General features: G+C 56.8%; 15 protein-coding genes. 9 read left to right on the top strand and 6 right to left on the bottom strand.

Annotated features, from left to right (window positions below; translation table 11 throughout):
• Positions 1-135 precede the first annotated feature (135 nt).
• The 4 genes from lon (at position 136) to MJO47_RS08745 (ending at position 4,401) form a co-directional block, all read left to right on the top strand.
• A complete protein-coding gene (lon, locus tag MJO47_RS08760; RefSeq protein ID WP_253960749.1) occupies positions 136-2,553 on the top strand; it encodes an endopeptidase La in 2,418 nt (805 codons plus the stop codon).
• A 46-nt stretch (positions 2,554-2,599) separates the two neighbouring features.
• Positions 2,600-2,830 (top strand): hypothetical protein, encoded by a 231-nt coding sequence (locus MJO47_RS08755; protein WP_253960748.1) that lies wholly within the window; start codon positions 2,600-2,602, stop codon positions 2,828-2,830.
• Between the two features lie 296 nt (positions 2,831-3,126).
• Positions 3,127-4,092: a tryptophan--tRNA ligase gene (trpS, locus tag MJO47_RS08750; protein ID WP_253960747.1), complete on the top strand. Its 966-nt coding sequence runs from the start codon at positions 3,127-3,129 to the stop codon at positions 4,090-4,092.
• A 126-nt stretch (positions 4,093-4,218) separates the two neighbouring features.
• Positions 4,219-4,401 carry a hypothetical protein gene (locus MJO47_RS08745; RefSeq protein WP_253960746.1) on the top strand — a complete coding sequence of 61 codons (183 nt, stop codon included), beginning with the start codon at positions 4,219-4,221 and terminating at the stop codon, positions 4,399-4,401.
• Here MJO47_RS08745 and MJO47_RS08740 read toward each other — a convergent pair.
• A complete protein-coding gene (locus tag MJO47_RS08740; RefSeq protein ID WP_253960745.1) occupies positions 4,398-4,574 on the bottom strand; it encodes a DUF4177 domain-containing protein in 177 nt (58 codons plus the stop codon). The genes MJO47_RS08745 and MJO47_RS08740 overlap by 4 nt on opposite strands.
• 42 nt (positions 4,575-4,616) lie before the next feature.
• Here MJO47_RS08740 and MJO47_RS08735 point away from each other — a divergent pair, with 42 nt between their 5' ends.
• Entirely contained in the window at positions 4,617-4,886 is a 270-nt protein-coding gene (locus MJO47_RS08735) for a hypothetical protein (protein WP_253960744.1), read from the top strand.
• 6 nt (positions 4,887-4,892) lie between these two features.
• Here the strand turns inward: MJO47_RS08735 and MJO47_RS08730 are convergent, their stop codons facing one another.
• Positions 4,893-5,768: a TIGR02757 family protein gene (locus tag MJO47_RS08730; protein ID WP_253960743.1), complete on the bottom strand. Its 876-nt coding sequence runs from the start codon at positions 5,766-5,768 to the stop codon at positions 4,893-4,895.
• A gap of 480 nt (positions 5,769-6,248) precedes the next feature.
• Between MJO47_RS08730 and MJO47_RS08725 the strand changes: the two genes are divergently transcribed.
• The 4 genes from MJO47_RS08725 to MJO47_RS08710 all read left to right on the top strand — a co-directional run bounded on the left by MJO47_RS08725 (position 6,249) and on the right by MJO47_RS08710 (position 10,133).
• Positions 6,249-6,515 (top strand): DUF485 domain-containing protein, encoded by a 267-nt coding sequence (locus MJO47_RS08725; protein ID WP_253960742.1) that lies wholly within the window; start codon positions 6,249-6,251, stop codon positions 6,513-6,515.
• Positions 6,516-6,528: 13 nt separating this feature from the next.
• Positions 6,529-8,463: a cation acetate symporter gene (locus MJO47_RS08720; RefSeq protein WP_253960741.1), complete on the top strand. Its 1,935-nt coding sequence runs from the start codon at positions 6,529-6,531 to the stop codon at positions 8,461-8,463.
• Positions 8,464-8,559: 96 nt separating this feature from the next.
• Entirely contained in the window at positions 8,560-9,195 is a 636-nt protein-coding gene (locus tag MJO47_RS08715) for a hypothetical protein (RefSeq protein ID WP_253960740.1), read from the top strand.
• Between the two features lie 38 nt (positions 9,196-9,233).
• The gene (locus tag MJO47_RS08710) at positions 9,234-10,133 is read left to right on the top strand and encodes a selenium metabolism-associated LysR family transcriptional regulator (protein ID WP_253960739.1); all 900 of its coding nucleotides are present in this window, start codon (positions 9,234-9,236) and stop codon (positions 10,131-10,133) included.
• Between the two features lie 26 nt (positions 10,134-10,159).
• On the opposite strand, the gene asnS is transcribed toward MJO47_RS08710, so the two are convergent.
• The 4 genes from asnS to MJO47_RS15640 all read right to left on the bottom strand — a co-directional run bounded on the left by asnS (position 10,160) and on the right by MJO47_RS15640 (position 14,938).
• Positions 10,160-11,542, bottom strand: a complete 1,383-nt coding sequence (gene asnS / locus MJO47_RS08705; RefSeq protein WP_253960738.1) for an asparagine--tRNA ligase — start codon at positions 11,540-11,542, stop codon at positions 10,160-10,162.
• 179 nt (positions 11,543-11,721) lie between these two features.
• Positions 11,722-12,576 (bottom strand): MBL fold metallo-hydrolase, encoded by an 855-nt coding sequence (locus tag MJO47_RS08700; RefSeq protein ID WP_253960737.1) that lies wholly within the window; start codon positions 12,574-12,576, stop codon positions 11,722-11,724.
• A 67-nt stretch (positions 12,577-12,643) separates the two neighbouring features.
• Positions 12,644-14,230, bottom strand: a complete 1,587-nt coding sequence (locus tag MJO47_RS08695; protein ID WP_253960736.1) for a peptide chain release factor 3 — start codon at positions 14,228-14,230, stop codon at positions 12,644-12,646.
• Positions 14,231-14,770: 540 nt separating this feature from the next.
• Positions 14,771-14,938 (bottom strand): helix-hairpin-helix domain-containing protein, encoded by a 168-nt coding sequence (locus MJO47_RS15640; protein ID WP_253961861.1) that lies wholly within the window; start codon positions 14,936-14,938, stop codon positions 14,771-14,773.
• Between the last annotated feature and the right edge of the window lie 91 nt (positions 14,939-15,029).

Genomic DNA, 15,029 nt, shown 5'->3' with positions numbered 1-15,029 from the left:
GAGTTGGCGCCTGCTCGGCCTACTCTTGACCTTCCTCGTGAAACCTTTCGCCGCCGGCCGCCGACGGTTGACATTCAGAAGGCAAATGATTAGCTTTCCAGAACCGTCATCCGTCATCTCAAGGAGTCACTACGCATGAACGACGAACAGGATAAAATCATCGAGGAAGATCGCGTTGGCAATGGAGAGCCGGTCAGTGAACCGGCGGGCGGTCTGGTTCTGGCCGCCGATCTTCTGCCGGAAGAGCTGCCTCTGGTCCCTTTGCGCCCCCGGCCGGCCTTTCCGGGGATCCTGATTCCCATGATGCTGTCCGGCAACGATAAAGTGGAGACCGTCCGGCAGGCCATGGAAAGCCCCTCCCAGACCATCGGCCTGGTGCTGGTCAAAAACATCGAACAGGACGACCATCCCGACAACTTCCACCGTACGGGGGTCGCCGGCAAAATCGTCAAAATCATCGACATGGATGACGACAAGGTGCAGCTGCTGGTCAACTGCCTGGAACGCTTCACCATCGAAACCGTCCGTCCGGCGCCCCAAGGCTTTCGGGCCCGGGTCGAGTACCGCTTCAGCCCCGAACTCTCCGTCAACCAGGAACTCAAGGCCTATTCGCTGGCCATCATCTCCACCCTGAAGGAGTTGGTGCAGATCAATCCCCTCTTTTCGGAGGAGATCAAACTCTTTCTCAACCGTTCCAGCATGGACGATCCCGGCCGCCTGGCCGACTTCGCCGCCAACCTGACCACGGCCGACGGCCAGGAACTGCAGACGATCCTGGCCACTTTCGATATCCGCAAACGCATCGACCGGGTGCTGGTCCTGCTGAAAAAAGAGCTGGAAGTCAGCCGCCTGCAAAGCCGCATCTCCAAGCAGATCGAGGAAAAGATTTCGGCTCAGCAGCGCGAATTTTTTCTCAAGGAACAGCTCAAAGCCATCAAAAAAGAACTAGGGTTGGAAAAGGACGGCAAGACCGCCGAGACGGAAAAGTTCAAACAGCGGCTCAAAACCCTGAAACCCAACCCCGAGGCGGCCAAGGCCATCAATGAGGAACTGGAAAAGCTGCAGCTCCTTGACCCCTCGTCGCCGGAATACAACGTCAGCCGCAATTACCTGGAGTGGCTGACCATCCTGCCCTGGGGCAACTTCAGCAAGGACGCCTACAACATCGGGCGGGCCCGCAAAGTGCTTGACCGCGACCATTACGGGCTCAAGGACGTCAAGGAACGCATTCTGGAGTTCATCGCCGTCGGCAAGATGAAGGGGGACATATCCGGCTCCATCCTGCTGCTGGTCGGGCCTCCCGGTGTCGGCAAGACCTCCGTCGGCAAAAGCATTGCCAGCGCCCTGGGGCGCTCTTTCTTCCGCTTTTCCCTTGGCGGCATGCGGGACGAGGCCGAGATCAAGGGACACCGCCGTACCTACATCGGCGCCATGCCCGGCAAATTTATCCAGGCCATGAAGAATGCCGGTACGGCCAATCCCGTGCTCATGCTCGATGAAATCGACAAGATCGGCGCTTCGTTCCAGGGCGACCCCGCCTCGGCTTTGCTGGAGGTCCTCGATCCCGAACAGAATGCCAGCTTCCGCGATCACTATCTCGACGTCCCCTTCGATCTCTCCAACGTCCTTTTCGTGGCCACGGCCAATCAGCTCGACACCATTCCCGCGCCGCTGCTGGACCGCACCGAGATCATCCACCTGTCGGGCTATATCCTGGAGGAGAAAATCGAAATCGCCAAGCGCTACCTCATCCCCAAGGCTCTCAGCAGTCACGGCCTGGAGAAGAGTCGGGTCCGCATACGCCGCGATGCTCTGGAAAAGATTATCGATGGCTACGCCCGCGAGGCCGGGGTGCGCAACCTGGAGAACCGGATCAAGAAGATCATGCGCAAGGCCGCCATGGAGTTTGCCGAGGGTCGCGACGAGGATATCGTCATTCGTAAGACCGACATCGAAACCTACCTGGGCAAGCCGGTTTTCAGTCAGGAGGAACTCTTTGAGGATGTCCCCGGCGTCGTCACCGGCCTGGCCTGGACCAGCATGGGCGGCGCCACCTTGGCCATCGAGGCAACAGCCATGCCCAGCAAAGGCAAGGGCTTCAAGCAAACCGGCCAGCTTGGCAAAGTCATGGTCGAGAGCTCGGAAATCGCCTATTCCTACGTCATGGCCCACCTGGAAGAGTACGGGGCCAAGGCAAACTTCTTTGACTCCCATTTCGTCCATTTGCACGTCCCCGCCGGCGCCACCCCCAAAGACGGCCCCTCCGCTGGCGTCACCATGACCACGGCCCTCCTTTCCATGATCACCGGTCGGCCGGTCCGTAAAAAACTGGGGATGACGGGTGAGCTGACTCTAACCGGACGGGTTCTGCCCATCGGTGGCGTCAAGGAAAAGACCATCGCCGCCCGCCGGGCCGGCCTCAAGACGCTGATCTTCCCCGAAGGCAACCGCAAGGATTTCGAGGAACTGCCCGATTACCTGCAGGAAGGGCTGGACGTTCATTTTGCCCGCGACTATGCGGATGTCTATAAAGTCGCCTTTGCCGACCATTGACAACCAGGGGCAAAGGCCCCGACATTACCCAACCGGAGAACGATTCATGACCGTACAGGAACTCAAAGCCGCCGTACTGGCGCTGGACGCCGAACAGAAAAAAACCTTTATCCTTGAAACCCTGCCCGAACTGGCCCGTGAGGGCATGAAAGATCAGGCCTTCATGATGCAGCTCTTTCCCCTGCTCCTCAATCTGCTCAAAGAGAGTGGCATCGAACTGCAGCAGCTTCTCCAGTTCGCCGCCCTCATGGGGGGCGGGACCACCAGTCAGTCGTAAAATTAGCCGTTGACGAAGCACGGAAGAATTGCTACTTTTTCCAACCATGAAACAGTCTTTGCACACAGACATCACTCGAAGCAGCCTTTGGTGGCGCTGGGCCTCTTTCTGAACCGGTCCGCGACCCCAGACAATATGTCATGCCCGCGTACCGAACAAGGTCGCGGTCAGTCCCACGAGAAAAGCCGCGGCCAAAAACCGCGGCTTTTTCTGTTGAAATATCTACTCACGACCTCTTTCCACTGCTGTTGTGAGAGCCCCTTATTAACCCTTACTGTTGATTACGAGGTACCGACATGCGCGTTCTTTCCGGCATCCAGCCTTCCGGCTCCCTGCACCTGGGCAATTTTTTCGGCATGATGAAAAAAATGATTGAGCACCAGGAGCAGGAGGATCTCTTCTGCTTCATCGCCAACTACCACGCCATGACCAGCGTCGCCGACGGCAAGCAGCTGGCACAGGGAACCCTGGAGGCCGCCGCCAACTTTCTGGCGCTTGGTCTCGACCCTGAAAAGAGCACTTTCTGGGTCCAGTCGGATCTGCCCGAGGTGCAGGAACTGGCCTGGGCCCTCTCCAACTTCACCCCCATGGGGCTGCTGGAGCGCTGCCACAGCTACAAGGACAAGATCGCCCGCGGCATCGCCGCCAACCATGGCCTCTTCGCCTATCCGGTGCTGATGGCGGCGGACATCCTGCTCTTTCAGAGCGAAAAGGTGCCCGTTGGCAAGGACCAGAAACAGCATGTCGAAGTGACTCGCGACATCGCCATCAAGTTCAACAACGCCTACGGCGACATCTTCACGCTGCCCGAACCGGAGATCGACGATGAGGTGGCGACCGTCCCCGGCATCGACGGCCAGAAGATGAGCAAGAGCTACGGCAATACCATCGACCTGTTTCAGGAAGAAAAGGCTCTGCGCAAAAGCGTGATGCGCATCGTCACCGACCCGACGCCGGTGGAAGACCCCAAGGATCCGGACAAGTGCAACGTCTTCCAGATCTACCGGCTCTTTCTGAACAAGGAAGAGGAGAAGAGCCTGCGCCAGCGATATCTGGCCGGTGGGATGGGGTATGGCGAGATCAAGGAAGAACTCTTCGTGACGGTACGGGATTTCTTCGCCCCTTATGCCGCCCGGCGCCAGGAACTGTTGGCCGATAAGGACGGTTTGCGCCAAATCTTGGCCGACGGCCGGGACAAGGCCCGCCATGCCGCCAGCAAAACCCTGCGTAAGGTACGAAAGAAAACGGGGCTGGCCTATTGAGGCCTTGCACGCAAGGCAAGTCTTGGCATACTTGAAGGGCCGGAATGCAAACGGGGAATCCTGGCGTATCTCGCCGGGACTCCCCTGTTTGCCGCAATCCGCCTATCCTAGCCGAGGAGATCCGTCATGACAACAACCCGCCGGAAGTGGTTCTGCGCCTGCAGCGGCCAGCCCCGCGAACTCAATGAGGAAAAGCTTGTCGACGAGGAAGAGGGGGCCGAGCCCTTCTGTCCCCGCTGCGGGGCGACCCCGTCCTCCGACCCCAAAAAGACCCTGACCTACCGGGACCAGGAGACCTGGGACGACTAGGCCGATTCGGGCCGGGTGAAAAGGACAAAAGCCATGGAAGGCCGTTTGCTGGCTTCGCGCATGGCGAACTGAATGTTTTCGAAGTGCCACCCCTGGGCGGTGTATTCATTGAGAATGGCTTCGAGCGTCTCATCGGTGACGATGCTGGTTTCTACAACTTTGTAGCTGACCATCCTATTTTTCCCCTCCATTCATAACAGGCTTAGAGCATATCTATGGCTATCAGCGGCAATCCGAAAAAATTCGCCCGGGACATCGCCGAGGGCTTTTTCAATCTCTCCACCGCCACGCTGCGCCAGTACACGCCAGCGGACCTTAAAGTCATTCTGACCAATCTGGGCATCGTGGCCCGGGAACTGCGAGGCGAACAGATCCCCCTTGAGGACGTCTTGGCCCTCAAGGCCAAGAACATGAAACTGTCTCGCCTCAACCAGGCCGACATGATCATCAGAGCCCACTGTAAAAAATTGCGCATCCCCCTCTGACCAACCCTATCCGCCATTTTTTTCGGGAGGCCCACCGCCGCAAAGGCAGCAGGAGGCGACCGCGCAAGACCGGCACACTTCGCCCTGGCGACCGCGGCAGCCCTCGCTGATGCCGAGATGAGCCAGGGCAAAATCGAAGCGCACCGGATCCGACGCATCAAAAGCGCGCAGCCGCTCCGTCACCTCCAGGGCCATCTTCCAGTCGGCCGTACGCCGAGCAGAGAGGCCGAGCAGTCGCGAAATACGACCCGTGTGGGTATCCAGAGGCAGTACCAGGCGGGCCGGCGCTATTGTCGTCCACAGGCCGAGATCGATGCCATCATCCGGGCGCACCACCCAACGCAAAAACATACAAAGCCGCTTGCAGGCGCTGCCCCCTTCCGGGCTGGGGAAAAAATAGCGCACACCGGCCCTTGCCGGCAAGCGCCCTCCCGCATAAAAAGGGGTAACGTCCTGGGCCAGAGCCCGGCGGCAAAAGGAGGCCAGGGCCGACGTGATGGTCGCGCCGCCGTCATCCCCCTGACCAAAGAAGTTTTCCAGGCTCCCCGCCGTTTCAATCATCCCACGCATCAGCCAGAACAGGCAGGCCAGATCCTTCGCATCATTGAAACGATGCTTGAAGCCCCGCAGGTAAGCCGCATCGCGTCTCGGAGTAAAATTGGCAATAAAATCGGCAGGGCTTTTTCCCATGCGCCCGATCAGATCCTCGACATGGCGCAGAATAATGCCCACCTGTCCATAGGCCAAAGCAGCGCTGACAAAAGCGACTGCCTCCTGATCGGCGAAGGAGCTGAACTGTCGTGGAAACCGGACCGGGTCCTTCTGCAGAAAATCCGGGCCGCTTCGCGCCTGTACTTTTTCGAGAATGTCCTGAAGCATCATGGGGTCAAAATATCACAGAAGAAGTACTTCCCGGAAAAAAAGCCTTAAAATAACAGGATTGGGAAGAATTACCAGTCGTAACAAAACATTTTTCTACCCACAATGGGTGATTTTTTAACTTATTGTAAACACAAACACAATCTGCGACCCAGATAACGTTCACAGGCCGAAACAAGGGGTTTATTCCAAGTTTTCTATTGACATAAACATAGAACGGCGTATTATTGCGCCGGAAATAAAATCCACATCGTATATTTTTTACCAGAACCCTGTCTTGCGTGAAGCAGGCGATCACAATTCAGCACCAATCAGGATAAAGCCGGCTCCCTTCCCTCGGGGGGACGGCCGTGTCGCGAGGAGGTACCCTTTAGAACTTTCGTCCGAAAGCTTCCACAGGGCCCCTGCTTTTTGGCCAGACAAGGTCACCTGGTTTTATTCACCGGTTATCATCAGAAACACAAGCGAAAAGGAGCAACGAAAATGGGACACGGACCCGCAGTAAAACTGGGCAAAGATAACGCTCAGGGCTACAAAACCACTCTGGGCGTTTGGATGTTCATCGCCTACACCATCGTTTATGCCGGCTTTGTTGTGATCAATGCCGTCAAACCCTCTCTCATGGAAAAAATTGTGTTCGGGCAGACTCTGGCCGTTGTCTACGGCTTTGGCCTGTTGGCCTTTGCCCTGGTACTCGCCGTCATCTACAACCAGCTCTGCAATGCTGCAGAAGCGCGATTGAACAAATAAAAGGGGAGGTCGCATGAACTACGAAACTTCACCGCTGGCCATTGCCCTCTTCTTCAGCTTTGTCGCCTTCGTTCTGGGTCTTTCCTTCTACCTGGCCCGCCGGACGACCTCTTCAGCCGGCTACTATGCCGCCGGCGGCAACATCCACTGGTTTACCAACGGTATCGCCTTTGCCGGCGACTATCTTTCCGCCGCCAGTTTCCTCGGCATCTGCGGCATGATCGCCACTGCCGGTTTCGATGGCTGGATGTACGCCATCGGTTACCTGGCAGGCTGGATGGTCGCGCTCTTCCTGGTGGCCGAACCGATGAAGCGCCTGGGCAAATACACCTTCACCGACGCCCTCGACTCCAAGTTCAACTCCAAGGGCATTCAGCTGATGGCTGCTATCAGCACCCTGGTTGTCTCGGTCTTCTACCTTATTCCCCAGATGGTCGGTGCCGGCGTTCTCGTCAAGCCCCTGCTGGGCATGCCCCACTGGGTCGGCGTCAGCATTGTCGGCGTGGTCGTTACGCTTATCGTGGCTACGGCCGGTATGGCCTCCACTACTTACGTACAGTTTTTCAAAGGTGCTTTGCTGCTTATCGTCTCCACGGTTGTGGTGGTAGCGGTATTGACACGCGGCCTCAGCAGTGAACCCAAAGGCTTCGACAACAACACCAAGCCTCTGCAAACCCTGACCGCCAGCGTCGCTGCGGACGGCTCTCTGCAAGCCGGCGAAATGTCAGCTCCCGCTGGCTGGCAGGAAAGCGAGTTCGGCAAAGCCGGCTTGGTCAAGCTGAGCGGCAACGGGACTGAGACCGTCTGGAGCTATAGCCCTGCAGCCGATGGCGGCTACACGCTCAACGAGGCCCTCTTTGTCGTAACCCAACCGGATGGCACCAAGCTGTACAATGGCGGCACCAAGGATGACGGCAAGTTCTTTCCCGTCGGCAATCTTAAGGAAATCACCATCGACGGCCAGCAGGTCGCCCAGACTGGCGCCATCGGACCCTTCGCCTACCTTTCCGCCGTCCAGAACTCAACTGTCATTCTCTGGGGCAAGAAATACGTCCTGGCCGGAGATACCAAATACGAAGTCTTCTACCAGAAGCCGACCCCTGGCGCCCGCGTGCTGCGTCCCGGCCTGAAGTTTAAGGTCGACAACGCCACCGGCACTGAGAAATTCAACTTCATCTCCCTGATGCTGGCTCTGTTCTGCGGTACTGCGGCCCTTCCCCACATCCTCATCCGCTACTACACCGTACCGAGCCAGGCCGCCGCCCGTAAGTCGACGATTGTGGCCATCGCCGCTATTGGTTTCTTCTATGTCCTCACCCTGTATCTGGGTATTGGCGCCATGACCAACGGCGTTATCAACCTGACCGACAACAACATGAGTGCCCCCCTGCTGGCTCTCTCTTTCGGGGTCTTCCTGTTCGCCATCATTTCGTCGCTGGCCTTCGCCACCGTACTCGGCACTGTCTCCGGCCTTATTGTCGCGGCCTCGGGTGCCGTGGCCCACGACCTGATGGACAACTTCCTCGGCCTGCACATGAGTGATGCCGGCAAAGTAAAAGCCGGTAAGATCGCCGCCGTCGTAGTTGGCTGCATTGCCATCTACCTGGGCATCGTCTTTGAGGGCATGAACGTTTCCTTCCTGGTCGGTTGGGCCTTTGCGGTGGCAGCCTCGGCCAACCTGCCGGCCATACTCATGCTGCTCTTCTGGAAGAAGACGACGGCCAAAGGCGTGGCGGCTTCTATCACAGTCGGCCTGACCTCCGCCCTGGGTCTGATCCTCATCTCCCCCGACATGTGGGTCCGCTACGGCCTGCTCCCGGGTGATGCACCGGTCCAGTTCAACAGCCCGGCGGCCATCTCTATTCCGCTGAGCTTTATCGCTCTGGTTGTCGTCTCTCTCATGACGCAGAAGGATGCCGTCAGCAGTGAAGCAACCGAGGCCGCCTAAAGCATAAGATGTTGCACCCTGTTCTTCATTTGTCATACACTGGGGCCGCCTGCATGGCGGCCCTTTTTTTTCAAACGATCCCAAGGAACCTTGTCCATGAAACGATTTCGCTTCACCCTGACCGCAGTCTGCCTGGTCCTTATCTGGCTGGGCTGGACTGATGTCTCTCTGTTCTTGCGCAATCGCGCTCCCCAGACTATCACTGCCGCCGCGCTGGTAGAAAATGGCCCGCCACGGGAGTGGCTGCACGTCACCGGCGGCTATCTGGATTTGCTGGAGGGGATATCCACTTCCGGAACCCTGGAGCTTGAAGCTTTTCTGATTCCGCTGCGTCTCTCTCCAGGCGTTCAGCCCATTGATATTCTGGTCGAAACCCGTGACCCGCAGATCATTCAGCGGCTGCAGGATTATTACTTCACCTTCGACTCAGAGACGGCGCAACGGGCCTACCTGGAAGCCCACGCCGAAGATTTCAGAGGACAACGTGACATCACAGGCATGCTCGTGGGGGGGCTTGTGGCAAGTGGCAACAAGGACAAACTGCTCAAGCTGGCGCGTGAGGAAGGGCTGGACATCAGCGAAAACATCATTTTTCTCAGCGCCGGGAAGGAGCCAGCCAGAATTCGTGGATTTTTCTTCTTGGGACTGGGGCTGCTCGGTCTATTAAAAGTGGGCAGCATGTGGCGAAATGCCGGGAGGGACGCCGCTCCTGAAACAGAAAATCCACTGTAGCTTCTTTGCCTGCTCAGTCTCAGCGACCTGGAACCGACATGGACATAAGAAAACTGGAGGTCTTCTGTAAGATCGTCGACCTGAAGAGTTTTTCCAAAGCGGCTGAATTCGTCTCCCTTACCCAGCCAACAGTCAGTGAACACGTCCGACAATTGGAAGACCTGTTGGGAGAGAAACTGCTCGACCGTCTGGGTCGCGAAGTTTTGCCTACTCCAGCCGGCGAACTCCTCTATCGCTACGCCGTCCGGCTCATTAAGCTGCAAGACGAAACCTTTCAGGCCATACGCCAGTTCAGCGGCAACCTCACCGGCGACCTTGTCCTGGGAGCCAGCACCATTCCAGGCGCCTACCTTCTGCCCCGGCTCATCGAATCCTTCCAGTCACGCCACCCCGCCATCCGGCTTCGTCTGAAAATCGCCGACACCGCCAAGACCACCCATCACCTCCTCTCAGGTGAGATGGAAATCGGCATTATCGGCGCACGGGCCAGGGTCCCGGCCCTCGAAAGCACGGACATCTTTTCAGACCGGCTTATTCTGGTGGTTCCCCCCCGCCATCCCTGGGCCAAAGTTTCCACCATCTCCCTCGAAGACCTAGCCACACAGCCTTTTATTTTGAGAGAAGAGGGATCGGGCAGCCGCACGGTCATGAATGAGGAACTCCTGCGTCACGGCTTCAATCCGGCAGCTCTGTCGCCGGTGGCTGAGATCGACAGCTCGGAGGCCGTCAGGCAGGCCGTCAAGGCCGGTCTGGGCATCGCCATCCTGTCTTCTCTGGCTGTGGCCGAGGACCTGGAGAAAGGGAGTCTGGTGCAGGTGCCCATTGAGGGCGTCGACATTCGCCGCCCCTTCTACCTGGTCCAGCGCAAAAATCGACAACTTTCCCCTCTTGCCCAGGCTTTTCTCGAACACCTGCGGTCTTCCGGCCCACCGGCCTGAGAAATCGGCCCAGCGGACAAAAAGGATCAAAAACGGGCATTGCCCGGAGTCCGTGGAAAAGGGATGACATCGCGGATATTTTCCATGCCCGTCAGGTACATGAGCAGGCGCTCAAAACCAAGACCAAAGCCGGCATGAGGACAACTTCCCCAGCGCCGGGTATCCAGATACCACCAGAGACTTTCCGGAGCGATTCCGGATTCTTCCATCCGGCGCTGCAGCACCGGCAGGCGCTCCTCCCGCTGACTGCCACCGATAATTTCCCCTACGCGCGGCACCAACAGGTCCATGGCCGCGACCGTTCGTTCGTCATTATTGAGGCGCATGTAAAAGGCCTTGATGCCCACCGGGTAGTCGGTCACGAAGACAGGACCACCGACAACCTTTTCCGTCAGGTATCGCTCATGCTCTGACTGCAGGTCACGCCCCCAGGCCACGGGAAATTGAAAGCTTTCACCGGAGGCCTGCAGACGGCTGACCGCTTCGCTGTAGGTCATGGTCTCAAAACGGGCCTTGGCCAGCGCCTGCAGTTTATCGAGGAGTCCTTTTTCCACACGTTCGTTGAAAAAGGCGAGATCCTCACCGCAGTGCTGCAGGGTGTAAGTGACGAGGTAGCGGAGAAAATCTTCCGCCAGACGGCAGTCATCCTCCAGGTCAGCAAAGGCCATTTCGGGCTCGATCATCCAAAACTCGGCAGCGTGGCGGCTGGTATTGGAGTTTTCCGCCCGGAACGTGGGGCCAAAGGTATAAATATCGCTGAACGCCGTGGCGAAAAGTTCACCCTGCAGCTGACCGCTGACGGTCAGGCCGGTCCTCTCGCCAAAAAAGTCCTGGCTCCAGTCGATGTTTCCACTATTTCGGGGCGGGTTTTCACTGTCCAGGGTCGTCACCCGGAACATTTCCCCGGCCCCTTCGCAGTCGTTGGCCGTAATAATAGGGGTATGTACGTAGAGAAAACCCCGCTCGTGGAAAAATCGGTGAATGGCAAAGGACAGGGCACTGCGCAGTCGAAAAACTGCGCCAAACGTGTTGGAGCGGGGACGAAGATGGGCAATAGAGCGCAGAAACTCAAGCGAGTGCCTTTTTTTCTGCAGGGGATAGTCGCTATCCGCATCGCCGAGGACTTCCACTTTTTGGGCCTGGACTTCCCATCGCTGCCCGGCGGCAGGCGACTCGACCAAGACGCCTTGGACGGAAAGACAGGCGCCGGTGCCGATTTTAACCAATTCTTCATAGTTGGGCAGTTGCGGGGTCACCACCACCTGCAAGGAAGCGAAGCAGGAGCCGTCATTAAGGGCGAAGAACGCGACATCCTTGCCGGTGCGCAGGGTACGTACCCAGCCTTTAAGGCAAATGAGTTCGCCGGCGGAAGTCCCCCCAAGAGCTTTGTGAATCGCCATTCTTTCCATATCCCGCTCCTCTCTCCCTCTTTTCCTTAGGCCTTCAAGCTGATTGTCTGCCAATATTTCCAAATTTTGATCACTACGTAAAACATAAAAGGCCCCCTGTCCGAGAGCCTTTTGGTCTTAAGCTGCGTGGAAGTTTGGCCCTTTTGCGCTAATTTCGGAAGCAAGGACCCAGGACACGCCTATATCGGGCTCGATTTGAGTGCCGGCAGCTTGCCGGTGAAACCGGAACCGGCCCAGGCCACCATCGATCCGAGTCGGGCTTTGAGAATATCGAAAGCCAGCTCCCCTGTGCAATGGTTCACCCACAGGTTGGAAAGGTTAAAAGCAGTCAGCCGCTCGGCCAGTTCCTCACACTCCCCAGCCGTCGCATCCTTGAGGTGAAGGCCCCCGATCACGGTGTGGATCTGGCCCTCGCCAGTCATCAGCTGGGCGGCGCGCAGAATATTGAGGACACCGCGATGACTGCATCCGCTGATAACCACCAGCCCTTCAACGGTCTCGAGGACCAGGGCGTGTTCATCGGCAAAGGAATCATTCGACCAGGAGTCACCCTGCTTCACTTGCAGTACAGATTGATCCTCCCGGCCTGTCCAATCAGGGATTGGTCCCGTGCTCCAGATACCAAGAGCCAATTGCTGGGGTTTCAAGGTAGGAACACGAAAGATGTCGGCCTCCTCCAGCGCGGTTTCCGGCCAGGGAACGCCGATGTCGCGATGGGAGCCATCGGCCTGAACGGCACGACGCGGCTTCCAGGCGTCAGGATGCATCAGGATTCGGGGACGCCCGCCTTTGGCCAGAAGCGAGGGAACGCCTCCAGCGTGATCCCAATGGCCATGGGTAACTGCCAGCCAATCGGCGTCTTGGGGGCTGATCCCCAACCGGTCTCCGTTCAGAAGAAAATCCCCATTGTTGCCCGTATCGACAAGAATCTTCTTCCCGCCGGCTTCCAGCCAGAGACTGAGGCCGTACTGGCAGAGGAGATCCTCCCGGCAACTGTGATTATCGATAAGTACGGTGATATGTGGATCAGCCATAAGAAACACCTCTTTTTAACCCAAAAGGGGTGGCCAAGGTTCTGTGGTTATACAGCGCTCCTGCGTATCAATTGTGCTCGCGGGTTTTGTAGAAATTCACGCCGGGCCACTGCTCAATGGTATGCCCCAGGCGCCATTCGCTGGAAGCCAGAAAGGTCAGGTTGCCTTCAGCGTCCAGGGCCAGGCTGGCCTGGTTCTTCTTCTCAAAATCAGCCAGCATTTTGCGATCATCGCAGCCTATCCACCGGGCCGTAGCATAGTCAATGCCTTCGTAGAGGGCATCCACGCTGTATTCGGCCTTGAGGCGGGACATGATGACGTCAAACTGCAGCACCCCTACCGCACCCAGAATGTAATCGCTGTTGATGAGAGGCCGAAAAAGCTGCACGGCCCCCTCTTCGGCCAACTGGACAAGCCCCTTTTCCAGCTGTTTGGTTTTCAGAGGATTTTTCAAGCGGACGCGGCGAAAATGCTCGGGAGCAAAGCTGGGAATCCCGGTAAATTTAAGGGGTTCCTTGGTCGTGAAGGTATCGCCAATCTTGATCGTCCCATGGTTATGAATGCCGATGATATCGCCGGGAAAGGCCTCTTCGACATGAGTACGGTCCTGGGCCATGAAGATGGTGGCATTGGCGATAGGAACATCCTTGCCGATGCGGTGGTGCCTGACCTTCATGCCTCGGGTGAATTTACCCGAACAGATCCGGAAGAAAGCGATGCGGTCGCGGTGGGCCGGATCCATATTGGCCTGGATTTTAAAGACGAAACCGGAAAATTCTTCCTCGTAGGGAGAGACCTCCCGTGTCAGGGTCGGTCGGGGTCGGGGAGCCGGCGCCAGTTCCACGAACGTATCGAGCATCTCCTGAACGCCGAAGTTGTTGATGGCGCTGCCGAAAAAGACGGGCGTCTGATTGCCCTTCAGATATTCATCAAGCTCGAAGGGATTGGCGGCACCTTCCAGCAATTCGATATCCATGCGCAGTTCATCCGCCTGGCTTCCCAGCAGTTCGTCAAGACGGGGATCCGAAAGATCTTCAAACAGAACTCCATCCTGCTGTTTCGTCTCCTTGCCGGGGCTGAAAAGGAGGAGTTGCTTGCGATACAGGTTGTAGGTACCCCGAAACCTTTTGCCCATACCGATGGGCCAGCTCATGGGAGCGCATTCGATCTGCAAGGTCTCTTCAATATCGGAGAGAAGCTCCAGGGGCTCCCTCCCCTCCCGGTCCAGCTTATTAATGAAGGTCATAATGGGAGTATTGCGCATGCGACAGACTTCCATCAGCTTCTTGGTCTGGGTCTCAACCCCCTTGGCGCTGTCAATGACCATAAGAGCACTGTCGACAGCCGTCAGCACGCGGTAGGTATCTTCGGAGAAATCCTGGTGACCGGGCGTATCAAGCAGATTGACTTCATAATCGCGGTAATTGAACTTCATCACCGAGGAAGTAACAGAGATGCCGCGCTCCTGTTCCATGGCCATCCAGTCACTGGTAGCATGGCGAGCAGCCTTGCGCGCCTTGACAGCCCCTGCCATCTGAATGGCGCCGCCGAAAAGGAGGAGCTTTTCGGTCAGAGTGGTTTTGCCGGCGTCCGGGTGGCTGATGATTCCGAAGGTGCGGCGTCTGTCGACCTCTTTCTGATTGAACTTTTTCACAATACCTTTAAACCTCTTTTCATATGTTCCTATAGACAAAAAAATCGGGCCTGCAGGCCCGCGTACAATTGGCATCATACCGCAATGGCAAAAGGCGGTCAACGACCACCTTCTTTCTTTTACAGCCACAAAAGGATGAAAAATCAGCCGCAAAAAACAAGAAGGCCGGAGAGAGATTCTCCGGCCTTCTTGTTCGATATGGATTAGGGACTATCCTATAAAGTGATTGTGGTTGCGAGCCCGATTGGCCAATATGGCCGGGTCGATTACCTCACCACAGGCACAACACTTCCAGGCATCAAACGAACGAACAAAGTCATAAAACTTCTCAGCGTACATCCTGCCTTTGCATTTTGGACATTTCATGATTATTCCCCCTTCTGCAATTCCATAGGATGCTTTCTTACCTATCAAACCGTATGGCAAAACCTATTACACAAGCCATGCCATACGGAGAAGTGGTCCAGAAATGCACTATGATGAGAATGGGGAAAAACCAGTTTTAACTCTATTTTATAATGGGTTACAGCGGAAAGAAAATTACTCGAAAAAAAATTTCCAGCTATTGATACGTTTGGGACCTATCCCCTTCACCCTCTGCAATGCTTCCAAGGACCCAAAATCGCCATTTTTTTGACGGTCCTTTTCGATTCGTTCCGCCAGTTTGGGACCGACCCCCGGCAGAACAGTCCAATCAGCCAGGGACATACGATCAGGGTGCAGGGGAATGGAAAGAGCGATCCGCTGGGAAGCTGGTAACCAGGTCCTTGACAAAGTGGCTTTTTCTGCATGGAGAGTG

This window comes from Desulfuromonas sp. KJ2020 (assembly GCF_024197615.1).
GTDB lineage: Bacteria > Desulfobacterota > Desulfuromonadia > Desulfuromonadales > SZUA-540 > SZUA-540.
The sequence above is the reverse complement of the archived record's forward strand: the minus strand, read 5'-3'. Positions and strand labels throughout refer to the sequence as shown.